We start from the raw sequence: 24,322 nt of genomic DNA, 5'->3' as shown, positions 1-24,322 counted from the left end.
CACCCAAACCCCTGCCTCCGCAGGAGCCTTCCCATGAAGCCCCTTCTCGCCCTTTCGGCCCTCACCGCCGCGCTCTTTCTCGCCTCGCTGCTGATCGGCTATAGCCCGATCCCCCTTGGCACGGCGCTTGCGGCGCTTTTCGGCGCGGGGGATCCGCTCAATGCCATGGTCATGCAGGACATCCGCCTGCCCCGCGCCCTCCTCGCCGCTCTTGTCGGGGCCGCCTTGGGCATGTCCGGCGCGGCGATGCAGGGCTTTTTGCGCAATCCGCTGGCCGAGCCGGGGCTGATCGGCGTCTCTGCCTCTGCGGCCCTCGGCGCAGTGCTTGCCCTGCAAACCGGCCTCGCCGCCGCCTACGCGCTCGCCCTGCCGCTGACCGCCCTGGCCTTTGCCTTCGGCGCCGTGCTTCTGGTGGTCCTTCTGGCCGGGCCGCGCGGCGCGTCGCTCACGCTGATCCTTGCGGGCATCGCCATCTCCGCCCTCGCCGGCGCGCTGACTTCGCTCACGCTCAATCTCTCCCCCAATCCCTACGCCGCCTCGGAAATCATCTTCTGGATGATGGGCAGCGTCGCCGACCGCTCCATGAGCCATGTCTGGCTCGCCGCCCCGCTGATCCTCGGCGGTCTGGGGCTGCTGCTCACCCTGCGCGGCGGTCTGGATGCGCTGACGCTGGGCGAAGACGCGGCCCACAGCCTCGGGGTCTCGCTCGGCTCGATCCGCACGCGTCTGTTGATTGGCAGCGCCGCTGCCATCGGCGCGGCCACCGCCGTGACCGGCGCGGTCGGCTTTGTCGGCCTCGTCGTGCCGCATATCCTGCGGCCGCTCGTTGGCCACATGCCCTCGCGCCTCCTGCCCGCCTCGGCCCTTGGCGGCGCGGCCATGCTGCTCGCCGCCGACATCGCCACCCGGCTGATCCTGCCCGAACGCGATCTCAAGCTCGGCGTGCTCATGGCCATCGTCGGCGCGCCGCTGTTCCTGCACCTGATCTACAAAACCCGGAGGGAAATCGGATGAGCCTTCTCAGCCTCACATCCCTCACCGTCCGGCGCGGTGCCTGCCCGGTGGTTGACGATGTCAGCCTGACCATCGGCACCGGCGAATGCGTCGGCCTGATCGGCCCCAACGGCGCGGGCAAGACCACGCTCATGCGCGCCGCCCTTGGCCTGCTGCCGCATGAGGGCCAGTCCTCCCTCGCCGCGCTCAGCGCCGCGGAGCGCGCCCGCGCGGCCGCCTGGATGCCGCAGAGCCGCGAAATCGCCTGGCCGATCGCCGTCGAGGACATCATCCGCCTTGGCCGCATGCCCCATGGCACCCGCCTGACCCCGCGCGACACGCAGGCCGTTGAGGCCGCCATCAGCCGCATGGAGCTGGACAGTTTCCGCGCGCGCCCCGCCACCGAGCTTTCCGGCGGCGAACAGGCCCGCGTCCTGATTGCCCGCGCGCTGGCGCAGGACACGCCGTTGCTGATGGCCGACGAGCCCACCGCAGGCCTCGATCCCGCCGCCCAGCTTGGCACGCTCGACGTGATGCGCCAGATCGCCGACGAGGGGCGCGGCGTGCTGCTCTCCCTGCACGATCTGTCGCTCGCCGCCCGCTCCTGCACCCGGCTGATCCTGCTCGACAAAGGCAGGCTCCGCGCCGACGGCCCTCCCCAGGAGGTGCTCACCGAAGAGACGCTGGCCGAGGTGTTCCACCTGCGCGCCCGCATCCATGCCACCCCGGATGGCCCCCTGTTGCAACCTCTGGAGCGTCTATGAAAGGCCCGAAACGCATCGTCTGCCTAACCGCCGAAACCGTTGAAACCCTCTACATGCTGGGTCAGGAAGACCGCATCGCAGGCGTCACCGGCTATGCCGTGCGCCCACCCCGCGTGCGCCGTGAAAAGCCCCGCGTCGGGGCCTTCACCTCCGCCGATACCGCCAAGATCCTCGCGCTGGAGCCGGACCTCGTCCTCACCTTCTCCGATCTGCAAGCCGACATCGCCGCCGACCTGATCCGCGCCGGGATCGAAGTCCACGCCTTCAACCAACGCGACGTGGCGGGCATCCTGCGCATGATCGAAACGCTGGGCCAGCTGACCGGTGCCAGCGCCGAGGCCACGGAATTTCTGGACAGCTTCGAGGCGCGCTGCGCGACCCTCGCCGTCCAAACCCCGGCCCGGCGCCCCAAGGTCTGGTTCGAAGAATGGGACACACCGCTGATCTCCGGCATCGGCTGGGTCTCGGACCTGATCCACAAGGCGGGCGGCACCGACATCTTCGCCGATCTCGCCTATTGCCCGAATGCCACGGACCGCATCGTCACGGAAACCCAGGTGGCCGAAAAAGCCCCCGACCTCATCCTCGCCTCATGGTGCGGCAAGAAAATCGCCCCGGAACGCATCAAGTCCCGGCCCGGCTGGGACCGGATCCCGGCGGTCCAGAGCAACCGGATCCACGAGATCAAGGCCCCCTTCATCCTCGCCCCCGGCCCCGCAGCCCTCACCGACGGGCTGGACCAGATCGCAATGCACATCGCGGCGGCAGCACAGAGCTGAGACCGCGCAGGTCTCGTGCCCGTCGCGCCAAACCACACATCGCATATCAATCGAACGGGCCCCCAAGGTTTCTTTGTGCCCCAAATATCCCCGCCGGAGGCAAACCGCGGGACGGCGGGCGGGGCGCATTTTGGCATCGCCAAAACAGCGCCGCCCCAGCCGTCCCCGTCAAAACGCCCCGCGCCGCCCTTCAAACGCCTGAACCGCGATCCCGGCCTCTTCCAATCCGGCCCGCACCGCACGCGCAATCTCCAGCGCCGTGGCCCCATCCCCATGCAGACAGATTGTATCCACCGCCGCCGGGATCGGATCGCCGGTCTCTGGCAGGATCGCTCCCGCCTCGACCATCTTCACGATCCTCGGTGCCGCAACAGCCGCGTCATGGATCACCGCCCCGGGCAGGCCCCGGTCGACCAGCGTCGCATCCGCATTATAAGCCCGATCCGCAAAAATCTCGCCAGCCCAGAGACACCCAAGCTTCTCCGCCGCCCGTTGCTGCGCCGTCGCCGCCAGCACCATGACGATGATCTCCGGAGCCACTTCCAGCGCCGCGCCATAGCAGGCCTGCGCCATGGCCTCATCTTCGGAGGCCATATTCGCCAAAGCCCCGTGCAATTTCAGATGCCGCACCGAAGCGCCTTGCCCCGCCGCCACTGCCAGCGCCGCCCCAAGCTGATACTGCACCATATGACGCAGGCTCTTTTCCGGCAGGTGCATGCGCCGCCGCCCAAAGCCCTGCAGATCCGCAAATCCGGGATGCGCGCCGATCCCGACGCCATTGGCCGCCGCCGTCTTCATCGCCCCGGCCATCACATCCGGGTCACCCGCATGAAACCCGCAAGCAATGTTGGCCGACGTCACCACCTCCAGCAAAGCCGCATCCTGCCCCATGACCCATGGGCCAAAACTCTCGCCCATGTCTGCATTCAGATCGACCGTCTTCATGGCTCTTCTTCCCCCGTTATCATCCCGCTGATCAGCGTATAGGACAGCAAGTCCTGCATCATGGCCGGATCCCGCACCAAAGGCGCAATCCGCCCAGCCAGCCCTTTGACATCCCGCACAAACCCCGCCTGCGCCGCCAAAGCCTCATCGCGCGAAACAAAGCGAAAGCGCACCTTGGCCCCCGCCGGGGCCTGCGCCACTTTTGGCAGGTCCGCCGGGATCACCGTGCCGATGCGCGGGTAGCCTCCCGTGGTCTGGCACTCGCTGAGCAACACGTAAGGCGCGCCGTCGCCGGGGATCTGAATGTCGCCCGGCGTGATCACTTCCGACAGGATCGTCTGCCCCGCATCAAGCCCGAAACCCGCGCCGCCCGGATTCATCCGCGCGCCCATGCGGTTGGCCCGCGCATCGCGGGTAAACTCCATCTGTTCAAACCGCGTTTGCTCCGCCCGCGGGTAGAGATCGGTCTGAAGGCTCGGCAAAATCCGGATCTCGCCCCCGGCCCAGCGCGGCGCAGCCTCAAGCAACATCCCCGTCTCACCGCCCCGGTCCTGACCCAAGGCCAGCGCATCACCCGCCTGCACCGCGCGCCCAAGCCCCGCCGCCAGATGCGCGCTTTGTGCGCCGAGCCGCTCAGGCTCGGCAAACCCGCCCCCCACGCTCAGATAGCCATAGGCCCCGGCAGTGACTCCGCCGATCTCGAGCACACTGCCCGCAGGCAGCAAATGCGAGGCGTGCCAGCGGAGCGGCGCACCATCGAGGCTCGCCTTCATCGGCGCGCCGGTCAGGGCAATGCGCAGCGGTGCGTCACAGGAGAACCGCCCGCCCATTCCGGCCATTTCCAAAGCCGTGCGAGCGGGTTGGCCGAGCAAGGCCGCGCCTTCTTCCAAGGCGAGCCGGTCCACCGCGCCGCCGCGCGACAACCCCTGCGCCAGAAAGCCAGCGCGCCCGCGATCCTGCACCGTCACGCCGGGGCCGCAAGACAGAACACGCAAGACGCTCACGCCAAAACCTCCGCCGTCAGCCCGCCGGACGGGTCTTCTTTCATGCGCTCGAACACCGCCCGCGAGACGGCGGGAAACCGCACCTCATCGCCGGGCCGGAGCAGGAAAGGTGTCTCGCTTTCGGGCTGAAACAGCCGCGCCGCCGTCTGCCCCACGTGCCGCCACCCGGTTGGCGTGGAGACGGAAAACAGCACAAGCTGCCGGATCGCCACCACCAGCGCGCCCACCGGCACCTGCGGCGTCAGCGCGGTCTGGCGCGGGATGTTCCAGGCCTCGGGCAAGGTGCCCATATAAGGCTGGCCGGGCGCGAAACCGATGGCCGTGACCCGCACCTGCGCCTGCGAAAGCGATGTGATGGCCTCCTCTTCGGACATCCCCGCCGCCGCCGCCGCCTCCGCCAGTTGCGGCGCCAGGTCTGTGCCATAGACCGCCGGGATGGTCACAAGCCGCCGCCCCTCGGGCAGCGCGGCCGCGTACCAATCCTGTGTCTTGACCAGTGCGCCGAGCCGCGCCGACAGGTCCTCGGGCGCAACCGCCAGCGGATCGAAGCGGACATAGCAAGAAACCAGTGAAGTCGAACACTCCTCCACGCCGTCCGGCCCGGCCCGCTCAAGCGCGGCGCGAAAGGCCAGAGCCGCACGGTTGGCAGGCTCGTCCAGCGTCTCGCCAAAACGCACCAGAAGGCCGTCGAGGCCGACGCTGTCAATGCGGGGAAATCCGGTGTCAGATGGGATCGTCATGCGCGCATCAAGGCATGGGTCGCGGGCACTGTCCAGAGCCTGCGCACGGTGCCGCAACCTCTTGTTCACACCTGCCGCGCAGTCTTGCCCCCGGTACCACTGAACTTCGGATTGATCCGCATCGGCCCTGACAAGGCCAAGGCGGGCAGCCCCATCGGGGGATGTTCGATCTGATCAGACGAATAAGCCGGGATTAAACGCCCCGGCCTTGCATATCCGTACCTGGGCGGCCGCCTTTTTCAGGCTTCATACAATAAAAACACGAAACCCCGTCCGGCGAATGCGTGCCGAGGCGGGCCAGAGGCGTGCTCCCCTCAGACTTGGTTTCTTGCTCAGAGGAAATTTTTGTCGGGGCAAAAATTTTCCCCGGGGCGCTGCCCCGCCGCAGCAAGCTGCGACTCCCCGGGATATTTTCTGGCACAAAGAAACAAGGGGGCGGTTACATCGGCCCTGCGAGAAAGGTGGCCAGTTCGCGAGCCGCGCCGCCTTGCGTGATCTGCTGCCAAAGCGCTGAGGCATCATCGCCAATCATCGCATTGCCCTTTCGCAGGAGCGCGGTCTGTAGAGCCGCTTGCGGGATGGGCGCGGCGAGGTCGAAAGAAAATGGTACCTGCTTGCCGCCTGCCCGCACATATCCTTCGGCCTGCATATCGCTCAGGCTGTCATCGCCTTCTACCGTGACCTGTCCTGCGAAGCTTTTGAGCGCCTCATCCGCCGCCAAGTCATCCGAATAGACCCGGTCATCCCCCGTCGCCATGCCGCGCAGCACCATGCCCGCCAGCCAGCCGTAGCTGAACTTCACCTCAAGCCCGGTCTGCGGCGTTTTCTTGTCGCAGACGATGAGCCAGCGCGGGTTGGTCCTCAGATGCACGGCCTCCGCCACCGAGCGCACCTGTTCGGGCAGCGCCAGCAGGGCTTCGATCATCGCATGGGTGCCGTGGCAGCAGGCGTGGAATTTGTACTTGATGTCTTCGAACAAAAAGCGCTCCACAGGCGGATCACGCCAGAAGGCGGTTACATCGGGCGCATCGGAATGCGTGCCAACAAACCCTTGCGGCCCCGTCAGACCGTCCTCGGCGCTTGTCATGCCCATGGAAGCAAGCTGTGCGCATTCCACCCCGGCACTGGCCGCGATCCCGGCGTTGTAAGGTTTGCCCATGGTGCCGAACTGGGATTTCAGGCCGGAGGCGCGCGTGGCGCAGAGCCCCACCGCGTGGCGCATCTCTTCGCGCGACAGGCCCAAGAGCCGTCCCGCAGCCACCGCCGCCCCAAAGGCCCCTGCCGTCGCGGTCATGTGAAAGCCCCGGTTGTAGTGGCAGGCGGTCAATACAAGCCCCACCCGGATCGCCACTTCGGCGCCAACCACGAAGGCCGAGATCACCTCGGCCACCCCGCACCCGCGCGCCTGCCCCATGGCCAGGGCCGCCGGGTAGACCCCAACCGACAAATGGCCAATATGGGCGAAATGCGTGTCGTCGTAATCGAGCGCGTGGCTGACCGAGCCATTGACCAGCGCCGCCACACGCGCCGGATAGAGACCCGGCAGGCCAAAGACCGATGCTTCCTCAGCCCCGCCTTCGCGGGTTGCCATCTCCTGCAGGATGCGGGCCAGAGGCTCACCCTGCCCGCCGCGACCGCAGATCAGCCAGTCATAGAGCGAATTGCGCGCAGCTTGCGTTGCGGCTTCGGGGATTTCCGCGCCGGGCATGCCCGCCAGATCCAGAAGATGCTCCATCACGCTCATGCCATGCCCCGCTCCAACCCTTGCCGTTGCGGCATCCTAACCGGGCGGCGCGGCGGTGCAAGCGGCTCAGGCGATCGCGGCCATGGCACTGAGGAAGGCGCGCACCTCTTCAGGGCTGTTGTAATGGGCGAGGCTGACCCGGATGCAATCGGGCTGGCCCAGAGGGGTGAGGATATTGCCCGAGTAATGGTCCGCCTTGCGGATGTGCGTGCGAATGCCCGCGTCGTTCAGCGCCGTGACAATCTCACCCGACGGTTTGCCCTCGATCCAGAAACTCACCAGCCCCTCGCGCGCGTCATTGTCGGCCCCCGCCACAATCCGAACACCCGGCAGATCCGCGAGGCCCGTCAGATTATCTGCCCCTTCGAGCATCAGTTGGACCAAAGCCGCCTCATGGGCGTGGATCGCCGCGCCCGCCGCCTCGATGCGTTTGCGCGGGTCGGTTTCCGTGCTGACCTGACTGCCAAGCCAGTCGAAATAGCCCACAACGTCCGAAGCCGTCGCATAGGCCCCGGTGTCGCGTGTGCCCAGCTCCCAATTCCCATCCGGCCCGCCGACCAGCGCGTCATGGGCCAGCATGGTCAGCCGATCCGAGGCCCAGGCCACGCCGTAACCGTGCCGGGAGAACACCTTGTAGGGCGAGATCACATAGCCGTCCGCGCCCAGCGCCGCGAGGTCGGTCCGCCCGTGGCAGGCGTGCTGGATGCCATCGACGATGATATAACAGTCGGGGCTCACCGCCCGGATCGCCTGCACAATCGCGGCCACGTCATTGCTCATACCGGTCACCGGCGAGGTGTGCAGAATCGTGGCGACGCGGGTATCGGGCGTTACGTGTTCGGCATAAGCCTCTGCCGTCACGCGCCCCGAAGCGTCGTCATGCGGGATAAGCACATGGGCGCGCCCGCTCATCGCTGCCCAGCGGGCCGCCGCACTGCGCGACGCCGGGTGTTCGACGGTGGAGCCGAGCACGATCCCACCTTTCTCGGAGCCAAGGCAGGCGTCCTGCACGAGGCGGAACAAAAGCTCCGTGCCGCTCTCACCCCACAATACCGCCCCGTCCGGCGCGTTGAAGAAGACCCCCAGATCGGCGCGCGCCTTGTCGATCACCGCGACCAGCGCTTTGGAGGCCGGATTGTCCCGCCCCTGGTTGTCCGGAATGGCGGCGAATTTGCCGGAAGTCTCCACCACCGATTTGAGCGTCAAAGCCCCGCCTGCGTTTTCAAAGAACACGCGCGGGCCGGTGAAGGGGCAGTCATCCACATGGGCAAAGCGGGCGCGCACCTGCGCCAAAAGGTCGTCGGAAAACATCAATGGGGCTTTCTGTTTTGCGCTTCAAGATGGCGGAGGGTCTCTTCGGCGGCCTGTTCCATGTCCTCGGGATCGGTCGAGGGCACGGCGTAGCTGCCGCCCAGCCACTTTGCCAGATCCACATCGGCGCAGCGTTTGGAGCAGAACGGACGGTACTTGGCGTCCGTCTCCTTGGAACAGATCGGGCAGCTCATTTCAGCAGGCCTTTGAGCGGTTGGCGGTCGCGTTTGCGCTGGATTTCCATCAGGCCAAGCGTGGTCCAGCCGGTCAGAACCGACTCGGTCGCCTCTTTCTTGAAGCCTGCGCGCAAAAGCCCCTCCAGCTGTTTGCGGTCTTTCTTGGGGCACGGAGCCGGATCGACGATGATCTGACCGCCAAGGCCACGCAGACGCATCTGGCGCGGCAGATCGCGCATGGCGGCCAGATTGGCCTTCAGCCCTGCCGCCGGGGACGTGTCCCCGCCGGTGTTCACATCGACGGCCACAAGCGCGCTCGTTGGTTCGATGATCATCGAATAGCCACCCGGAAGGCGCACATGCGCACCGCGCAAGTCGTCGATCATCTCATCCGCGCCATGGCGGGCAAAGCTGCCGGGATCGGGGTCCACCTCTGCGGCCTCCACCCATTCGCGCCACGCCAGCGCATGCGGCCCGTCCCCTTCAACCAAAGTTTCAGCCTCGCGCCCCTCATCGGCCAGAACATGCGCCGCAAGCTGGCACATGGCGATGACGTCTTCGGTGATTTCATCCTGCGAGGCCTCGGCGCAGGAAGAGCGCAGGATCAGCCCCGCGCCCTCGGGCAATTCTGCCTCGGCAAAGCCGTCGTGCGCGGCTTCCATAGCCGCATCGCGGGCCGCGTCATCCTTGATTGCGCGGGAGACATTCACCCCCGGTTTTCCCGGTGTGACAATGGCATAGCGGGATTTGAACAATACATTCTGCGTGACCGGAATCGCCTTTCCCGGCTCCGCAAAGCCGGTGACCTGCACCAGCAGAGCCTGCCCCGGCACCAGCCCCTTGACCTGCCGCAGAAAAGCCGAGCCATCCGGCGTGCGCAGGAACATGCCGCCCTGCCCTTTGACGGGCCGCTCAGCGATGCCGCGATAGATCGTGCCGGGACGCGGGGCGTCGCTGTCGATCAGCAGATCGTCCAAAAGCCCGTCCCGGATCAGCGCCGCTGCCTCGCGCCCGCCGATCTCGTCCAAAGCAACCGTCAAACCTTTCATGTCTCACCTCTGTACAAAGGAAATCCCGCCGCGCTCAGCAGGTTTGCCGTCTCCGCCAGCGGCAGGCCAACAACCGCCGTGAACGATCCGTTGATCCACGGGATAAACGCCCCCGCCATGCCTTGGATGCCGTAACCGCCTGCCTTGCCGCGCCAGTCACCCGAGGCAAGATAGGCGTTCAACTCCAGTTCAGACAGGTTTTTCATTTTGACCTGTGTGACCACGTCCTTTTCCCAGACCTTCTCGCCCCTGCGCACGGCCACGGCGGTGATCACGCGGTGCCTGCGGCCCGAGAGCATGGTCAGAAAGGCGGCCGCTTCTTTTTCGTCCTCGGGCTTGCCAAGGATGCGGCGACCCAAAGCCACGGTGGTATCGGCGCTCAGCACGATCTCATCGGGCGCGGCCTCGATTGCCAGCGCTTTTTCGCGGGCAAGACGCACGCAATAGGGGCGCGGAAGCTCGCCTTTGGCCGGGTCTTCATTGATGTCGGGTGGTCGGATGGCGTGCGGGGTCACGCCGATCTGCGAGAGCAGCTCACGGCGGCGCGGGCTGCCGGAGCCGAGAATCAGGTTGGGGGTCTGGGTCATATATTCCGTGTCCTTTGCCCCGCCTTACCGCGTTTTGCGGAAGACTGGAAACGCGGAGCTTGCAAAAGCTGCGAAGGTGGGTGAACGGCGGGTTGCTTCACAATTTGAAACACCCCGCCCCGGACTTGATCCGGGACCTCTTGGCCATCGCACAAGCCGCGCCTATCGACGGGCCGTGGTGCGGCGATCCAACCGTTGACCCCCTCGATTTATCTTGGAAACTGGCGCGCTAGGCCGGTGTAGCTCCATTCGACAACCCAATCGCCGTGCCGTGGGGACGGCCCGTCCCTCTCGACAGACTTTGCATAGCAAAGTCGTCTGCCGGGCGTTGGATAGGCGCGGCGGCCTGCGGCCTTTGCTCCGCGCCTGTGGCGCCTGAAACCAAAACTGCTGATGACCCGTCTCAGGCCCCGTGATCCGGCACCTTGCCCGACGGGGCCACGTAGGGCCGGGTCACATCCCGCAGGCCCACTTCCAGCGCCTCCACCTCGGCCCGGATCGCGCCATCCCCGGCCAAAGTCAGCACCAGATGCCCTCCCGGCGCGTCCCCCGGCTCAAAACCAAGGGACAAGACCGACAGCACCGTTTCCTTGTCAGAGCGATCCACGCCCTGACTGGAAATTTTCAAAGCGTTCTCAACAACAAGCAGCGACTGCACCCGCTCCACGGGCCGTCCGCGCTTGTTCGCGGCCTCCACGTCTTCCCAGCGCAGACGGTTGATCAAAAGCCCCAGACGGCGCTGCGCCGGTTGCCATTTGATCTCCGTCACCGGCAGAACCGCATCCTGCACCAGCGCGGAAATCACGCCGAGGTCTTCGTCATCGAAAGCCCCGAGGTTCAGCGGGTGTTCGCCGCCGTCTTCAAACCGTGCGTCTTCGCTCATTCGCCCCTCACCCGTTCGATTTTCGCGCCCACGGATGACAGTTTGCGCACCACGTGCTCATAACCGCGATCAAGGTGATAAACCCGGCTGACAACCGTCTCCCCTTCCGCCGCGAGCCCTGCGAGAATCAGCGAAACCGAAGCCCGCAGGTCCGTCGCCATGACTGGCGCACCACGCAGACGCTCGACCCCGTGCACCTTGGCCGTGCCGCCGTGCACTTCGATATTCGCACCCATCCGCGTCAGTTCCGGCGCGTGCATGAAACGATTCTCAAAGATTTTCTCTTCGAGGTTCGAGGTCCCCTCTGCGGTGCACAGAAGCGCCATCATCTGCGCCTGCAAATCGGTCGGGAAGCCCGGGAACGGCTCGGTGACCACATCCACCGCCTGAACGCGATCACCCCGGCGCGAGACCTTGAGGCCTTTTTCGGTTTCTTCGACAGAAATTCCGGCGGCGTCCAGACGCTCGACAAAGGCCTCGACCAAGGAAAGCTTGCCCCCCAGACAAGTCACTTCGCCGCCGCAGATCGCCGGAGCGAGCATATAGGTGCCAAGCTCGATCCGGTCCGTAACCACGCGGTGAGTCGCGCCGCCAAGCCGGTCCACGCCCTGAATGGTGATGTCCGGGCTGCCGTCGCCTTCGATCTGAGCGCCCATGGCGCGAAGGCAATCGGCCAGATCAACAATCTCCGGCTCGCGCGCCGCGTTCTTGATCACCGTGGTGCCCTTGGCCAGCGTTGCCGCCATCAGCGCGTTTTCCGTCGCCCCGACCGAGGCGAAGGGGAACTCGATGACCGCGCCTTTGAGACCGCCGGAAGGCGCCTTGGCATGGACATAGCCATCACGCAGGTCCAGATCCGCGCCCATGGCTTCAAACGCCTTGAGGTGCAGGTCTACAGGACGTGCGCCAATGGCGCAGCCGCCCGGCAGCGAGACAACCGCCTGCCCTGCCCGCGCCAGCATCGGCCCGAGCACCAGAATCGACGCGCGCATTTTGCGCACAATGTCATAATCGGCGTGCAGGTTGCTGAGATCGTGGCTGCTCATCGCCAGAACCTGCCCGTCCTGCAGCCCCTGCACCTCCGCGCCCAGCGATTGCAGAAGCTCGGTCATCGTCTTGATGTCCGACAGGCGCGGCGCATTGGTCAGCGTCAGCGGCTCATCGCTAAGCAGCGTTGCCGGCATCAAGGTCAGGCAGGCGTTTTTCGCGCCCGCTATGGGGATGTCCCCGTTCAGCGGGCCATTCCCCGTCACTACAATCGAATCCATGCCTGTCAGTCCTTGTTACCGCTGCTCTTGTCTGCCGTGCCTGCGCCATCCGCCGCCCGCGCCTTGGCCTGAGCCTTGCGACGTCCCAGATTCGCTTTGAGGGCGGCTTTGAGCCGATCCTCTCTCGCGTTTTGCGGGTTTTTCGGGGGTGTGTTTTTGCGCTCCATGGCCTCTCTCTACATGAGGTTAAAAAAACCGTCCAGTTTGCGCTTGCACTCGAAAAAGTTTGCGGCTAATCACCGCCCACGCTGAACGGCGACGCTGCTGTAGCTCAGAGGTAGAGCACTCCCTTGGTAAGGGAGAGGTCGAGAGTTCAATTCTCTCCAGCAGCACCATTCCCCGGAAAATCTGATTGGACTGGTGCTTTTCAGCGGAAAAGGACCTCATGTGATACATGAGAGTCGCGCCGCACCGCTCTGTTTCAAAAATGAAAATCGCGATTCGCCCCACCACCTTGCTTGACCGGCGACTTGCCAAGCAGGGCGCGGGCGTCTTATGCCGTGCCATCTGCATTCCGTTTGGGACACTTTACCTGCCGTGCTTTTCTACCGCGTCTTGATCAGCCTGTTTGCTGCTGTCGTTCTGGCCAAAAGCCAGGGGCGCGCGGAGCGTCGGGCGCGGCTGGGGCGGGATTTGCCGGACTTGGGCGACACGGTTTGGCTGCACGGTGCATCAAACGGAGAGCTTGCTTCTGCCCGCCCGCTGCTGGCGCGGCTGATCGCGGCGCGCCCCGATCTGCACTGGCGCATTACCGCGAACACCGCGACGGGCGTGGAGATGGCGCGCGGCTGGGATTTGCCGCGCACCCATGTGGCGCTGGCGCCGGTTGATCTGGCGCGGGTCAGTGCGCGGGCGATGAAGGCCGGGCCCGTGGTGGCGCATGTTGCTTTGGAATCAGAGCTTTGGCCGCACCGGTTCCGCCTCTGCCCCGGACCCGTGATCCTTCTGGGTGCGCGCATGTCGGAGAAGACCGCGCGCGGCTGGGGCAAAGTGCCGGGGCTGGCGCGGCGGGTTTTTGGGGCGGTGTCCTTTGCCACGGCGCAGGATGCGGGAAGCCTGTCGCGGCTGGGCGATTTGGGATTGCCGACCTCCTCGCAAGGGCCTGTCGTCGATCTCAAGGCGCTCTACACGCCGCAAGACCTGCACCCGGACTCCGCGCTGCGCGCCGCTTTTCCAAGGGGCAAGACATGGCTCGCCGCGTCGACCCACGAGGGCGAAGAGGAGATCGTTCTGGAGGCGCATCTGAAAGCCTTGCAGGCCGCGCCGGATCTGAAGCTGATCCTCGCCCCGCGCCATCCGCGCCGGGCCGATGCGATAGAAGCGATGATTGCGGCCAAGGGCCTGACCTGCGCGCGCCGCACGCGCGAAGATGCGCCGGATGCCCAGGTTTATCTGACTGATACCATGGGAGAAATGCCGCTTTGGTATGCTCTGGCCGGACGCGTCTTTGTGGCCGGGAGCCTGACGGATCGCGGCGGGCACACACCTTATGAGCCTGCCCATTTTGGCGCGGCCATCCTGCATGGGCCGGATGTGCGGAACTTCAAAGCAGCCTATGGCCGGCTGAAAGACGCGCAGGCGGCACGGGGGGTTGCGGATGCCGCGTCTTTGGCCGATGCCTTGACCGCGCTGACCTCTGCCGAGGCACAGGAAACCCTTGGCGCAGCGGGGCAAGCGGCGCTGGCGCAAGAGACCGATCTGGAGGCCCTGATATCGCGGCTGCTGGACGCCTTGCCACAGAGACAAGCTTGAACGGCCTGCATTTAATCGTATCTTTAAAGAGAGAAGCCAAGGTTCACAGATGATCCGCTACACCCTCAAATGCGCCGAAGGGCATCAGTTCGACAGCTGGTTCCAGTCTGCCGGTGCGTTCGACACGTTGAAGGCCGCAGGCCACGTGTCCTGTGCGATCTGTGGCGGCACGGATGTGGAAAAGGCGCTCATGGCGCCGCGCGTGAACCAATCGGGCAGCGCAGCCGAGCCGGAGGCAGACACCAAAGGCGATCTGAGCGCCCCGGCGAGCCCGGCGGAGCAGGCTCTGGCCGAGCTGAAGCAGCATGTCGAGAAGAACTCGACCTACGTCGGCGGCAAATTTGCCGAAGAGGCCCGCGCCATGCATCTGGGCGATGCGCCGGAGCGGCCGATCTGGGGGGAGGCCAACGCCAAGGACGCCAAATCGCTGATCGACGATGGCATTCCTGTCGCGCCCCTGCCCTTCACCCCGTCGCGCAAGAGCAACTAAGCCCCCCGCGCAGATCGTCCCATCTGCGATTGACACCTTGCTCTTTGGGCCAACCCCGCCTAAACCCGCGCGCAACGCAATTCCGGGGGGATCCGTATGCCCGTCCTAGTGATGAAATTCGGTGGCACGTCTGTTGCCACGCTGGATCGCATCCGCCGCGCTGCCAAGCGTGTCGGGGTCGAAGTCGCCAAAGGCTATGACGTCATCGTCATCGTCTCTGCCATGTCGGGCGAGACTAACAAGCTTGTGGGCTATGTCGAGGAAACCTCGCCGCTGTTCGACGCGCGCGAGTATGACGCGGTTGTCTCTTCGGGTGAGAACGTGACGGCGGGCCTCATGGCGCTGACCTTGCAGGAAATGGACGTGCCCGCGCGCAGCTGGCAGGGCTGGCAGGTGCCGGTCAAGACGACCAACGCCCACGCCAACGCCCGGATCGAAGAGATCCCGACGGACAACATCACTGCCAAGTTCGACGAAGGCATGAAAGTTGCCGTGGTCGCAGGCTTCCAGGGCATCAGCGAAGAAGGCCGGATCACCACGCTGGGCCGGGGTGGCTCTGACACCACCGCCGTGGCCTTTGCCGCCGCCTTCGGTGCGGAGCGCTGCGACATTTATACGGATGTGGACGGCGTTTACACGACCGACCCGCGCATCTGCGAGAAGGCCCGCAAACTGGACCGCATCGCCTTTGAAGAGATGCTTGAACTGGCCTCGCTGGGTGCGAAGGTCTTGCAGACGCGTTCGGTGGAACTCGCCATGCGCTACAAGGTGAAGCTGCGGGTTCTGAGCAGTTTCGAGGAACAATCTGACGAAGCAGGCACGTTGGTCTGCGACGAGGAGGACATCATGGAAAGCAACGTTGTGGCCGGTGTGGCCCATTCCCGCGACGAGGCGAAAATGACCCTCGTCTCCGTCGCCGACCGTCCGGGCATTGCCTCGGCGATCTTCACCCCGCTGGCCGACGCCGGTGTGAACGTCGACATGATCGTGCAGAACATCTCGGACGAGGGCCGCACGGACATGACCTTCTCCTGCCCCACCAACCAGGTGGCGCGCGCAGAGCAGGCGATGGAAGCGGCCAAGGAAGCCGGCGACATCAACTTCCATTCGATCATCGCCGACGAGAGCGTGTGCAAGGTGTCCGTTGTGGGCATCGGCATGCGCAGCCAGTCAGGCGTGGCCGCCAAGATGTTCCGCGTGCTGGCCAATGAAGGCATCAACATCAAGGTCATCACCACCTCGGAAATCAAGATCTCCGTACTGGTCGAGCGCAAGTACATGGAGCTTGCGGTGCAGGCGCTGCACGACGCGTTTGATCTCGACAAGGTTGCCTGAATTTCAGCGACGGGCCTACGGCCTTCGCACGTATCACCCTGGAACGGGCGGCTCTTTCCGGGCCGCCTTTTCTTCATGCAGCAGGTGAGGAGTGCGCGACATGATACTGAAACTGGTCACATTTTCATCCCTGATGGGTCTTGCCACAACGAGCTACGCCATCACGATCTCCGGCACGCTGGAGGCATCGGACTGCGCGCTGTTCTCTGTGCCGTAAGGTCAAGATGATTCCCGTTTAACGGGAATTTTCTGTTGTGCTTTGGATAGAGGACTGCCATCTCTACAGGGACGGTTCCCGGTGATGGAGTACAGTCGGTGTACAAAGTTTTGCCCCTTGCCCTTGCGTTGAGTTTTGGCGCGCTGTCCCCTGCCATTGCGGCGCCGCCGTTCTATTCTTCCGTCACCTCCAATGACATCGACTACATCCGCACCAGCGATCCTTCGGCGCTGATCTGTCTGCGCCTCCTGGGTCGGGACCGGCGCGAGATGCCGCACAAAAGCCGCTCCCGGCTTTTTGCCGATGATGTGTTTGTCTTCGAGGCCCGCTACACCGATGGCCGCCGCCTGGAATTCTGGGCAGACCCGAGGTTCCGCAGCGAGACAAAGGCGCTGGATACGGTGCATCCGGTGGCGCGCTCCGTGGGCCGCTTGCCGACGCCGATGCGAACCAAACTGGATCACGTGGTGGTCAACACCGGCAATCACACCGCCAATTCCGAAGATCAGGGGCGGTTCTTTGTGGTCTATGACCGCAACGTGAAAAAGCGCCTTGGCACCCATGATCTGGACGAGACGGTCTTTCACGAAAGCGTCCATGCCACGCTCGACATCCCGCACGCCAAAAGCCGCCGGTGGCGGCAGGCGCAACAATCCGACAAGGGCTTTGCCACGGGTTATGCCGCCGAAAACCCCGGCCAGGAGGATCTCGCCGAAACTGCGCTGATTGCTTACACGCTGATGACGCACCCGGCCCGCCTGCCGCCTTCGGTCAAGCGCTACATGGAGCAGACGATTCCCGACCGGCTTGCCGCGCTGCGGCATATCCTGCCGAGGAACAAAGCACCGGCCGGACCCGCCCAAAGGCTGTGCAAATGACCGCAAAACAAAGGGTTTCCCCCAAATGCATGTTTCCTTAACCGCGCCAACTCGCCTATACCTGACAGTCGAACCCGCATGAGGGATGAGGGAATGGCAGACGGTCTAGAAAGCGAAAGCCGCAAGCTGCTCGGGCGGCTGCGGGACACCATGGCCGAACAGGCCGCGGGCCAGGAACGGCTTGACAAGATCACCCATCTGACCGCGGACAGCATGGGCACCGAGGTGTGCTCGATCTATCTGTTCCGCGATACGGAGACGCTGGAACTCTGCGCCACACAGGGTCTGAACCCCGAGGCGGTGCATGAAACCCGGATGAAGCTGGGCGAAGGTCTGGTGGGCCGCGTGGCGCGCACCGGCAAGACGGTAAACGCGGCCGATGCGCCCTCCGCACCCGGGTTCCGCTACATGCCGGAGACCGGCGAGGAGATCTATTCCAGCTTTCTCGGCGTGCCGATCCAGCGCCTTGGCGAGAAGCTCGGCGTGCTTGTGGTCCAGTCGAAACAGGCGCGCGAGTTCAGCGCCGACGAAGTTTACGCGCTCGAAGTGGTGGCCATGGTGCTGGCCGAGATGACGGAACTGGGCGCCTTTGTTGGCGAAGGCGCGGCGCTCTCTGCCCGCCACACCCAGCCGGTGATGCTCCGGGGCTCCACCGGGCAGGAAGGCACCGCCATGGGCAGCGTGTGGCTGCACGAGCCGCGCGTTGTGGTGACCAACCTTGTCGCCGACGACCCGGAAAAGGAACGCGAAAGACTGCGCAAGGCGGTCGACGATCTGCGCATCAGCGTCGATCAGATGCTCGCCGGGGCCAACAGCGACGGCGAAGAGGTGCAGGTGCTCGAAGCCTACCGCATGTTCGCCAATTCCAAGGGCTGGATGCGCCGCATGGAAGAGGACATCGACCGGGGCCTCTCAGCCGAAGCCGCTGTCGAGAAAGAACAATCCCAGGCGCGGGCGCGCATGAGCCAGGTGGCGGACGCCTACCTGCGCGAGCGGCTGCACGATCTGGATGACTTGTCGAACCGCCTGTTGCGGATCCTGACGGGGCAAGGCCGCGAAACCGGCAGCGACATGCCCGGCGATCCGATCCTGATCGCCCGCAACATCGGCCCCGGCGAGCTTTTGGAATACGGTCGCTCGCTCAAGGGCATCGTGCTCGAAGAAGGCTCCGTTGGCAGCCATGCGGCGATTGTTGCGCGCGCGCTGGCGATCCCGCTGGTCATTCACGCCAATCGCATCACCAACGAGGCGCTGAATGGCGATCACATCATGGTGGATGGCGATCAGGGCATCGTGCACCTGCGCCCGGACGACACGGTGGCCACCGCCTTCCGCGACAAGATGGCGATGCAGGCCGAGGCGCAGGAGCGCTATGCCTCGATCCGCGATACCGCCTGTGTGACGAAAGACGGCCAGCGCATCGAATTGCACATGAACGCGGGACTGATGGCGGATCTGCCGTCGCTGGAAAGCTCTGGCGCGGAAGGTGTGGGCCTGTTCCGGACCGAACTGCAGTTCCTCGTGCGAAACCAGATGCCGCGCCGCACCGAACTGGCCAATATCTACGCCCGCGTGTTGGATGCGGCCAAGGGCAAGCGGGTGGTGTTCCGGACGCTCGACATCGGCTCCGACAAGGTGCTGCCCTACATGAAGCCGCAGGACGAGCCCAACCCGGCGCTTGGCTGGCGCGCGATTCGCGTGGGGCTCGACAAACCCGGCGTGCTGCGCATGCAGCTTCAGGCGCTGATCCGGGCCGCCAACGGCCGCCCGCTTTCGATCATGTTCCCGTTTGTCGCCGAGGATTCCGAGTTTGCGGATGCCCGCGCGGAGATGGACAAGGTGCTGGCCCGCGAGGAGCGGCTTGGCCATCCGGTGCCCTCGCGTCTTGAGGTTGGCGCGATGCTGGAGACCCCCAGCCTTGCCTTTGCCTCCAAGCGGTTCTTCTCGGAGGTCGAGTTCCTCTCTATCGGGGGCAACGATCTGAAGCAGTTTTTCTATGCCGCGGATCGGGAAAACGAGCGGGTGCGCCGGCGGTATGACACGCTGAACGCGTCGTTCCTGAACTTCCTTGAAGGCATTGTCGGGCGCTGCACCGTGTCCGGCACGCGGCTGAGCTTCTGCGGCGAAGACGCGGGACGTCCGGTTGAGGCGCTCTGCCTTGCGGCCATCGGTTTTCGCACGCTGTCCATGCGTCCCGCCTCCATCGGGCCGGTCAAGTCCATCCTGATGAAGACCGATCTGGGGGAAGTTCGCAAAGCGCTGCACGCAGCGCGCGACCTGGGCGAGCAGAACATGCGCGGCGTGGTGATGGAGCACCTGCGCAACAACGGCTGGGCCGTGACCTGATGGCGCTGAGGGCGCTTACCTGAACGAAAAACGCCCGGCCTCGGATTTTTTCCTTTGGCCGGGCGCAAAGACTGTGACGTCTGGCTGTACCTTGGCCTTCTGGCCTTTGGCACTTATCCCGCGCGTTCTGCGCAGTTTTCAGGCCTGCGATGGCATTCCTCGGCAAATGTGTGCGGGTCCATCACACATCCCGGGTCAGTTTCCCATCGGACCGATCAGGGAGCGGCGCAAACCGCCCCTTCACCGATCACGTTAGGCAAAATCTCCTAAAACTTTCTGAACAGTTTTCGGAAAAGGCGGTTTTTTCCGCTTATAGCGTTTCGAGAAAAGTCTGAATCGCCAATACTCTGCCGCGCCATGGGCGCTCTCAAGGCATTGGCGATCCATTGACTCAAATTTATCTCGAAACGCTTTAGTCTTCGAGTCTTGCCGAAAGCATCTCGACCAGTTCCTCGAACGGCGTGCCGGTCTGTTCGGACAGGGCGCGCAGGCCAAAGACCACCGCCGCCATTTCCTGATAATAGCCGGAATAGGAGTAGTTCGTCGCCGCCGCCGTGGCCGCCCCGATGACGGGAATCGTCTGCGCGGCAAGTTTGCGGCCCAGCACCAGCGCAAGGCGCGGCGCGATCAGGCCAATGCCGACATAGACATTGACGCCGGTCAGTGTGACCCGCGAAGACAGGAAGGTAAGATCCGGGGTTTTGCCCTGCACCAAAGGTCCGGCGGCGGCAAAGACAAGCAGTGCATCCTTGCGCGTCTGCTCTTCATCCGGGTCAAAGCCATGCTCGGCCGCAACTGCCTGCACCGAGCGCATGAGCATGGTCACGGTCACCGGCAGTTCCGCCAGCGCCGTGGTCAGACCACCCAGACCCCCAACAACGCCAACGGCGGTGGTGGTGGCGGTGTTCACCCAGTTTTTTTGATCCTTGATGAGGCTGCGTGTCCCGGAGGCCGCGCTCATCGCCGCCTCAAGCCCGCGTACCGTGGCGGTCTCCAGCTTGGCGCGCGCGTTTTCCGGCAGCCGTTCTATCAGGCTCTCAGCGGGCCAGTTGAGCACGTTCAAAACCTGAACGCCAAAGTTTCCCGCCGCCGTGTAGCGCGCAGCCAGATCGGCAATCGCCTTTTCGACGTCTACCGTTTCCTGAACCAGATCGGAGTTTTCCATTCCGTAACCCTCATAACGCCCCACTCGCTAATAGCTGGTAAACCTTTGGTGATATTTCAACCCTTTTGAGGAATCCTTGTGACTTCGCCGGTTATTCCGTCCCAGGCACCCGCCTGCAAAGCGAGACCCAGAACACGGTCCGGGTTGGTGGGCGGCGGCATGATCACCCCGGTCAGGCGCTCAAAGCCGAAACGCGCATAATAGGGCGCGTCCCCGACCAGCAGGATGCGGGCAAAGCCCTGTTCGGTGGCGCGGGCGATGGTGTCGCGGATCAGCGCACCGCCCAGCCCCTCGCCCTGCGCGGTGGGGTGTACGGCAATCGGGCCGAGCAGCAGGACCTCCGCCTCACCGATGCGCACAGGCCAGAACCGGATCGCACCCCCGACAAAGCCGCCCTCGTCACGCGCGACAAAACACAGGCTTTGCACGGGATCCACGTCCTCGCGCAGACGATAGGAGCTGAGCGCCGCACGGCCGGGCGCGAAACAGTGGTCGAACAAGGCCTCGACCTCCCACCAATCCTGCGGCTTTTCCTGTGCGAGGGTGAACACTTCGGGCCTCGTGCATTCCGTTCGGATTGCGCGTATCACGGCGAAAAGCGCTGCGCAAACAACGCCCCTCAGGAGTTACCCATGTTCTACCGCCCCGAAGACGGCCACGGCCTGCCTCACAACCCGTTCAACGCCATTGTCACCCCCCGCCCCATTGGCTGGATTTCGACGCGCGGCACGAACGGGCGGGACAATCTCGCCCCCTACAGTTTCTTCAACGCCGTGGCCTATGTGCCGCCTCAGGTGATGTTTGCCTCCACCGCGTCCAAGCCCGACCGGGGCGACACCAAGGACAGCGTGGCGCAGATCCGCGAAACCGGCGTGTTTTGCGTGAATGTTGTGGAATTTGCCATGCGCGACGCGATGAACGCGACCTCGGCGTTCTTTGACGCGGGTGTGGACGAATTTGCCGAAGCCGGAATCGAAAAAGCCGCCTGCGAGACAATTGACTGCGCACGGGTGGCCAACGCACCGGCCAATCTGGAATGCAAGGTCACGCAGATCATTGAGCTTGAGGGCGCATCGAATTTTGCGGTCTTCGGCGAGGTGACCGGCATTCACATGCGGGACGATTGCATGACCGATGGCATGTTTGACGTGCTGAAGTTCAACCCGCTGAGCCGCATGGGGTATCGCGATTATACGGTTGTGCGCGAAACTCTGGCGCTGAAACGGCCGGGGGAGTAGGCCGAAAAAGCCCCGGCTTTTCCGCTGGTGACAAGGTCGCACTTTAGCCCGCGAAAGTGCCGACGCCACACCTTTGGACATTCCTGGCAGCGAGACGGGGCCGCGGGCGGGCGCTTTTCGGCAAGGCCGAAACAGTGCGCCCGGCGCCCCTCGCCTGCCGATCCATCTTCTGCTATTCTGGCACGGCAACCGATGGAGGCCGACATGGACCTGACCCTTTGAAATCCTGACGATCCCCAGTTTTCAAAGGAGGCCCCATGCCCTTCAAACTCCCCTCTGCGCAGCAGACGCATCCCATCACCCTGCCCGACGGCACCGCGCATCCCGGCACGGTGTTCCTCAGGGCGGTCATTGATCATCCCCGGATGGAAATCGGTGAATATACCTACGCCAGCGATTTTGGCGAAGTCGGCGATTGGGCCGGGCATCTTGCGCCTTACCTGTTTCCTTTCAGCCAGGAGACCCTGAAGATCGGCAAGTTCTGCCAGATCGCCCACGGCGTGCGTTTCATCACCGCTTCGGCCAATCACGCGACGCGCGGGCCAAGCACCTTTCCGTTCCCGGTGTTCGATCCAGACACCATGGTCGGCTATCAACCGGACCAGCGCGATACCGTCATCGGCAACGATGTCTGGCTGGGATACGGCGCGCTGGTGCTGCCCGGGGCGCAAATTGGCAATGGTGTGATTGTCGGCGCGGGCGCGGTGGTGCGCGGCAAAATCCCGGACTATGCGGTTGTGGCTGGCAATCCGGCGCAGGTCATCCGTCAACGCTATCCCGAAAGAGAAGTCGCAATCCTGAACAGACTCGCCTGGTGGGATTGGCCCGCCGAGGTGATCAGCGAGGCCGCGGAAAGCCTTCAAAAGGACGCGCCAGACGATCTGCTTCGGTACGCGGAAAAGCACGGGTTGCTGTGACAAATGAAAAGGGCGGCCCAAGGAGCCGCCCTTTTTTGTTTTGATGCCTGGTTCAGCAGGTATCAGTGACCGCCCAGGATCCCAGTCCGAACCCCGTAGTCCACGGCGATCTGGTAATCCGGGTCGTCGTCACTGTCGACCATGAGGTGGCCCGCCTTGGTCAGCAGGCGGTGGCAATCGCGGCTCAGGTGGCGCAGCTGGATCGACTTGCCCGCCGCCTGATATTTCGCCGCCACGGCCTCGATTGCCTGCAAGGCGGATTGGTCCACTACGCGGCTGTCGGCGAAGTCGACGATCACCACGGAAGGATCCCCCTCCGGCTCGAACATCTCGATAAACCCGTCAGAGGAGCCAAAGAACAGCGGCCCCTGCACCTGGTAGACCTTTGCCCCTTCGGGTGTTGTGTAGGTCTTGGCGTGGATGCGGCGCGCGTTGTTCCAAGCATAGGCCAGCGCCGAGACGATCACGCCCACAACCACCGCCACAGCGAGGTCTTCCATCACGGTCACGACGGTCACAAGAATGATGACAAAGGCGTCCATGGCCGGGACTTTTGCGAGGATCTTCAGGGAGTTCCAAGCAAACGTGCCGATCACCACCATGAACATCACCCCCACCAATGCGGCCAGCGGGATCAGTTCGATCAGTGGCGAGGCAAAGAGGATGAACGCCAGCAGGAAGAGCGCCGCTGCAATCCCGGCAATGCGCGTGCGCGCACCGGATTTCACGTTGATCATCGACTGGCCGATCATGGCGCAGCCGCCCATGCCGCCGAAGAAGCCGGTGACGATATTGGACGCGCCCTGCGCGATGCACTCCTGCGAGGCACCGCCGCGCTTGTTCGTCATCTCGCCCACGAGGTTCAGCGTCAGCAGGCTCTCAATCAGGCCAATGGCGGCGAGGATCACCGCATAGGGCAGAATGATCTCCAAAGTCTCGAAGTTCAGCGGCACAGCGGGGATGTGGAACGGCGGCAGGCCGCCCTTGATCGAGGCCATATCCCCCACGCGCGGCACATCAAGGCCAAAGGCGATCACGATCGCCGCGACAATGCCGATGCCCGCGAGCGGCGCGGGAATGACTTTGGTCAGTTTGGGCATGCCATAGATGATGCCCATGGTCAGCGCGGTCAGCGCCAGCATCATGATCAGCGGGCCGCCCGAGAGCCATTCACCGCCCCCCGGCATGCCTGCGCTGCCCGGCACCTTGAACTGGCTCATCTGCGCGAGGAAAATCACGATGGCGAGGCCGTTTACAAAACCCAGCATCACCGGATGTGGCACCAATCGGATGAACTTGCCCCATTGCATGGCGCCCGCGATGACCTGCAGAATGCCCATGAGCACAACCGTGGCAAAGAGATATTCGACACCGTGTTGGGCCACGAGCGCCACCATGACAACGGCCAGCGCTCCGGTTGCGCCGGAGATCATGCCGGGCCGACCGCCAAAAAGCGCCGTGATCAGGCCGACAAGGAAGGCGGCATAAAGGCCGACCAGCGGGTGCACCCCGGCGACAAAGGCAAAGGCCACCGCTTCGGGCACAAGCGCCAGAGCCACGGTCAGGCCAGCCAGAATTTCGATGCGCAGGCGCCCCGGCGTGAGTTTCTCGTCCGAAGCCAGTGACAGCTCCGTCAAATCGAGCCGCTTGGCGAAACTCGCCAGAATGGTGTTCTTCATTGGGGCTGTCCTTTTGAATCGCGCACTGCCCCATACTGCACAGCAGCATGAAAGGCCAGAGC

Annotated in this window: 24 protein-coding genes and 1 tRNA gene; 11 read left to right on the top strand and 14 right to left on the bottom strand. The window is 64.3% G+C overall.

Going from position 1 to position 24,322, the window contains the following annotated elements; translation table 11 throughout:
* The first annotated feature begins 33 nt into the window (after window positions 1–33).
* The 3 genes from E4662_RS08675 to E4662_RS08665 are packed head-to-tail and all read left to right on the top strand — an operon-like array spanning window position 34 to window position 2,536.
* The gene (locus tag E4662_RS08675; RefSeq protein WP_136441152.1) at window positions 34–1,014 is read left to right on the top strand and encodes a FecCD family ABC transporter permease; all 981 of its coding nucleotides are present in this window, start codon (window positions 34–36) and stop codon (window positions 1,012–1,014) included.
* On the top strand, window positions 1,011–1,757 hold the full coding sequence (locus E4662_RS08670; protein ID WP_136441151.1) for an ABC transporter ATP-binding protein: 747 nt from the start codon (window positions 1,011–1,013) through the stop codon (window positions 1,755–1,757). Before E4662_RS08675 ends, E4662_RS08670 begins: the two co-directional genes overlap by 4 nt.
* Window positions 1,754–2,536: a cobalamin-binding protein gene (locus tag E4662_RS08665; RefSeq protein WP_136441150.1), complete on the top strand. Its 783-nt coding sequence runs from the start codon at window positions 1,754–1,756 to the stop codon at window positions 2,534–2,536. The genes E4662_RS08670 and E4662_RS08665 overlap by 4 nt, the downstream gene beginning before the upstream one ends.
* A 168-nt stretch (window positions 2,537–2,704) precedes the next feature.
* Here the strand turns inward: E4662_RS08665 and E4662_RS08660 are convergent, their stop codons facing one another.
* The 11 genes from E4662_RS08660 to E4662_RS24055 form a co-directional block, all read right to left on the bottom strand.
* Complete coding sequence (locus tag E4662_RS08660) at window positions 2,705–3,481, bottom strand: LamB/YcsF family protein (RefSeq protein ID WP_136441149.1); 777 nt, start codon at window positions 3,479–3,481, stop codon at window positions 2,705–2,707.
* Window positions 3,478–4,485: a 5-oxoprolinase subunit C family protein gene (locus E4662_RS08655; RefSeq protein WP_136441148.1), complete on the bottom strand. Its 1,008-nt coding sequence runs from the start codon at window positions 4,483–4,485 to the stop codon at window positions 3,478–3,480. The genes E4662_RS08660 and E4662_RS08655 overlap by 4 nt, the downstream gene beginning before the upstream one ends.
* Window positions 4,482–5,225: a 5-oxoprolinase subunit B family protein gene (locus E4662_RS08650; RefSeq protein ID WP_136441147.1), complete on the bottom strand. Its 744-nt coding sequence runs from the start codon at window positions 5,223–5,225 to the stop codon at window positions 4,482–4,484. The genes E4662_RS08655 and E4662_RS08650 overlap by 4 nt, the downstream gene beginning before the upstream one ends.
* Window positions 5,226–5,664: 439 nt before the next feature.
* Entirely contained in the window at window positions 5,665–6,969 is a 1,305-nt protein-coding gene (locus tag E4662_RS08645; protein WP_136441146.1) for an MmgE/PrpD family protein, read from the bottom strand.
* 66 nt (window positions 6,970–7,035) lie between these two features.
* Entirely contained in the window at window positions 7,036–8,280 is a 1,245-nt protein-coding gene (locus tag E4662_RS08640) for an aminotransferase class V-fold PLP-dependent enzyme (protein WP_136441145.1), read from the bottom strand.
* Window positions 8,280–8,474 carry a DNA gyrase inhibitor YacG gene (locus E4662_RS08635; protein WP_136441144.1) on the bottom strand — a complete coding sequence of 65 codons (195 nt, stop codon included), beginning with the start codon at window positions 8,472–8,474 and terminating at the stop codon, window positions 8,280–8,282. Before E4662_RS08635 ends, E4662_RS08640 begins: the two co-directional genes overlap by 1 nt.
* Window positions 8,471–9,505 carry a ribonuclease E/G gene (locus E4662_RS08630; RefSeq protein WP_136441143.1) on the bottom strand — a complete coding sequence of 345 codons (1,035 nt, stop codon included), beginning with the start codon at window positions 9,503–9,505 and terminating at the stop codon, window positions 8,471–8,473. Before E4662_RS08630 ends, E4662_RS08635 begins: the two co-directional genes overlap by 4 nt.
* The gene (locus E4662_RS08625; RefSeq protein ID WP_136441142.1) at window positions 9,502–10,092 is read right to left on the bottom strand and encodes a Maf family protein; all 591 of its coding nucleotides are present in this window, start codon (window positions 10,090–10,092) and stop codon (window positions 9,502–9,504) included. The genes E4662_RS08630 and E4662_RS08625 overlap by 4 nt, the downstream gene beginning before the upstream one ends.
* A gap of 403 nt (window positions 10,093–10,495) precedes the next feature.
* Window positions 10,496–10,975, bottom strand: coding sequence for a DUF2948 family protein (locus E4662_RS08620; protein WP_136441141.1), 480 nt, complete (start codon window positions 10,973–10,975; stop codon window positions 10,496–10,498).
* On the bottom strand, window positions 10,972–12,243 hold the full coding sequence (gene murA / locus E4662_RS08615) for a UDP-N-acetylglucosamine 1-carboxyvinyltransferase (RefSeq protein WP_136441140.1): 1,272 nt from the start codon (window positions 12,241–12,243) through the stop codon (window positions 10,972–10,974). Before murA ends, E4662_RS08620 begins: the two co-directional genes overlap by 4 nt.
* Before the next feature lie 5 nt (window positions 12,244–12,248).
* Complete coding sequence (locus E4662_RS24055; RefSeq protein WP_168797939.1) at window positions 12,249–12,410, bottom strand: hypothetical protein; 162 nt, start codon at window positions 12,408–12,410, stop codon at window positions 12,249–12,251.
* A gap of 93 nt (window positions 12,411–12,503) precedes the next feature.
* Here E4662_RS24055 and E4662_RS08610 point away from each other — a divergent pair.
* The 6 genes from E4662_RS08610 (at window position 12,504) to ptsP (ending at window position 19,261) form a co-directional block, all read left to right on the top strand.
* Window positions 12,504–12,578: transfer RNA gene (locus E4662_RS08610), tRNA-Thr, on the top strand.
* Window positions 12,579–12,780: 202 nt separating this feature from the next.
* Window positions 12,781–13,995: a 3-deoxy-D-manno-octulosonic acid transferase gene (locus E4662_RS08605; RefSeq protein ID WP_136441649.1), complete on the top strand. Its 1,215-nt coding sequence runs from the start codon at window positions 12,781–12,783 to the stop codon at window positions 13,993–13,995.
* A 49-nt stretch (window positions 13,996–14,044) separates the two neighbouring features.
* The gene (locus tag E4662_RS08600; protein ID WP_136441139.1) at window positions 14,045–14,485 is read left to right on the top strand and encodes a DUF1178 family protein; all 441 of its coding nucleotides are present in this window, start codon (window positions 14,045–14,047) and stop codon (window positions 14,483–14,485) included.
* Between the two features lie 96 nt (window positions 14,486–14,581).
* Window positions 14,582–15,820 carry an aspartate kinase gene (locus tag E4662_RS08595; RefSeq protein ID WP_136441138.1) on the top strand — a complete coding sequence of 413 codons (1,239 nt, stop codon included), beginning with the start codon at window positions 14,582–14,584 and terminating at the stop codon, window positions 15,818–15,820.
* A 315-nt stretch (window positions 15,821–16,135) separates the two neighbouring features.
* Window positions 16,136–16,915 carry a hypothetical protein gene (locus E4662_RS08590; RefSeq protein ID WP_136441137.1) on the top strand — a complete coding sequence of 260 codons (780 nt, stop codon included), beginning with the start codon at window positions 16,136–16,138 and terminating at the stop codon, window positions 16,913–16,915.
* Window positions 16,916–17,008: 93 nt separating this feature from the next.
* Window positions 17,009–19,261 carry a phosphoenolpyruvate--protein phosphotransferase gene (ptsP, locus tag E4662_RS08585; protein WP_136441136.1) on the top strand — a complete coding sequence of 751 codons (2,253 nt, stop codon included), beginning with the start codon at window positions 17,009–17,011 and terminating at the stop codon, window positions 19,259–19,261.
* Between the two features lie 412 nt (window positions 19,262–19,673).
* Here ptsP and E4662_RS08580 read toward each other — a convergent pair whose 3' ends face one another.
* Window positions 19,674–20,426, bottom strand: a complete 753-nt coding sequence (locus E4662_RS08580) for an EcsC family protein (protein WP_136441135.1) — start codon at window positions 20,424–20,426, stop codon at window positions 19,674–19,676.
* Between the two features lie 56 nt (window positions 20,427–20,482).
* A complete protein-coding gene (locus E4662_RS08575; RefSeq protein ID WP_136441134.1) occupies window positions 20,483–20,977 on the bottom strand; it encodes a GNAT family N-acetyltransferase in 495 nt (164 codons plus the stop codon).
* A gap of 81 nt (window positions 20,978–21,058) precedes the next feature.
* On the opposite strand from E4662_RS08575, the gene E4662_RS08570 reads away from it, so the two are divergent.
* The gene (locus E4662_RS08570) at window positions 21,059–21,664 is read left to right on the top strand and encodes a flavin reductase family protein (protein ID WP_136441133.1); all 606 of its coding nucleotides are present in this window, start codon (window positions 21,059–21,061) and stop codon (window positions 21,662–21,664) included.
* Between the two features lie 257 nt (window positions 21,665–21,921).
* Window positions 21,922–22,581 (top strand): CatB-related O-acetyltransferase, encoded by a 660-nt coding sequence (locus E4662_RS08565; RefSeq protein WP_136441132.1) that lies wholly within the window; start codon window positions 21,922–21,924, stop codon window positions 22,579–22,581.
* A gap of 62 nt (window positions 22,582–22,643) precedes the next feature.
* Here E4662_RS08565 and E4662_RS08560 read toward each other — a convergent pair whose 3' ends face one another.
* Window positions 22,644–24,260 carry a SulP family inorganic anion transporter gene (locus E4662_RS08560; protein WP_136441131.1) on the bottom strand — a complete coding sequence of 539 codons (1,617 nt, stop codon included), beginning with the start codon at window positions 24,258–24,260 and terminating at the stop codon, window positions 22,644–22,646.
* Window positions 24,261–24,322: the final 62 nt, after the last annotated feature.

It is taken from the genome of Pacificoceanicola onchidii, from assembly GCF_004804335.1.
In the GTDB taxonomy this organism is placed as follows: Bacteria; Pseudomonadota; Alphaproteobacteria; order Rhodobacterales; family Rhodobacteraceae; genus Pacificoceanicola; species Pacificoceanicola onchidii.
Note: the sequence above shows the minus strand (reverse complement) of the source record. Positions and strands in the feature narration are given on the sequence as shown.

What these genes read in the sequence shown, in the direction of transcription:
- E4662_RS08675 (WP_136441152.1), top strand. Translation starts at nt 34, where the DNA reads ATGAAGCCCCTTCTCGCCCTTTCGGCCCTCACCGCCGCGCTCTTTCTC.
- E4662_RS08670 (WP_136441151.1), top strand. Translation starts at nt 1,011, where the DNA reads ATGAGCCTTCTCAGCCTCACATCCCTCACCGTCCGGCGCGGTGCCTGC.
- E4662_RS08665 (WP_136441150.1), top strand. Translation starts at nt 1,754, where the DNA reads ATGAAAGGCCCGAAACGCATCGTCTGCCTAACCGCCGAAACCGTTGAA.
- E4662_RS08660 (WP_136441149.1), bottom strand. Translation starts at nt 3,481, where the DNA reads ATGAAGACGGTCGATCTGAATGCAGACATGGGCGAGAGTTTTGGCCCA.
- E4662_RS08650 (WP_136441147.1), bottom strand. Translation starts at nt 5,225, where the DNA reads ATGACGATCCCATCTGACACCGGATTTCCCCGCATTGACAGCGTCGGC.
- E4662_RS08645 (WP_136441146.1), bottom strand. Translation starts at nt 6,969, where the DNA reads ATGAGCGTGATGGAGCATCTTCTGGATCTGGCGGGCATGCCCGGCGCG.
- E4662_RS08640 (WP_136441145.1), bottom strand. Translation starts at nt 8,280, where the DNA reads ATGTTTTCCGACGACCTTTTGGCGCAGGTGCGCGCCCGCTTTGCCCAT.
- E4662_RS08635 (WP_136441144.1), bottom strand. Translation starts at nt 8,474, where the DNA reads ATGAGCTGCCCGATCTGTTCCAAGGAGACGGACGCCAAGTACCGTCCG.
- E4662_RS08630 (WP_136441143.1), bottom strand. Translation starts at nt 9,505, where the DNA reads ATGAAAGGTTTGACGGTTGCTTTGGACGAGATCGGCGGGCGCGAGGCA.
- E4662_RS08625 (WP_136441142.1), bottom strand. Translation starts at nt 10,092, where the DNA reads ATGACCCAGACCCCCAACCTGATTCTCGGCTCCGGCAGCCCGCGCCGC.
- E4662_RS08620 (WP_136441141.1), bottom strand. Translation starts at nt 10,975, where the DNA reads ATGAGCGAAGACGCACGGTTTGAAGACGGCGGCGAACACCCGCTGAAC.
- murA (WP_136441140.1), bottom strand. Translation starts at nt 12,243, where the DNA reads ATGGATTCGATTGTAGTGACGGGGAATGGCCCGCTGAACGGGGACATC.
- E4662_RS24055 (WP_168797939.1), bottom strand. Translation starts at nt 12,410, where the DNA reads ATGGAGCGCAAAAACACACCCCCGAAAAACCCGCAAAACGCGAGAGAG.
- E4662_RS08600 (WP_136441139.1), top strand. Translation starts at nt 14,045, where the DNA reads ATGATCCGCTACACCCTCAAATGCGCCGAAGGGCATCAGTTCGACAGC.
- E4662_RS08595 (WP_136441138.1), top strand. Translation starts at nt 14,582, where the DNA reads ATGCCCGTCCTAGTGATGAAATTCGGTGGCACGTCTGTTGCCACGCTG.
- ptsP (WP_136441136.1), top strand. Translation starts at nt 17,009, where the DNA reads ATGGCAGACGGTCTAGAAAGCGAAAGCCGCAAGCTGCTCGGGCGGCTG.
- E4662_RS08580 (WP_136441135.1), bottom strand. Translation starts at nt 20,426, where the DNA reads ATGGAAAACTCCGATCTGGTTCAGGAAACGGTAGACGTCGAAAAGGCG.
- E4662_RS08570 (WP_136441133.1), top strand. Translation starts at nt 21,059, where the DNA reads ATGTTCTACCGCCCCGAAGACGGCCACGGCCTGCCTCACAACCCGTTC.
- E4662_RS08565 (WP_136441132.1), top strand. Translation starts at nt 21,922, where the DNA reads ATGCCCTTCAAACTCCCCTCTGCGCAGCAGACGCATCCCATCACCCTG.
- E4662_RS08560 (WP_136441131.1), bottom strand. Translation starts at nt 24,260, where the DNA reads ATGAAGAACACCATTCTGGCGAGTTTCGCCAAGCGGCTCGATTTGACG.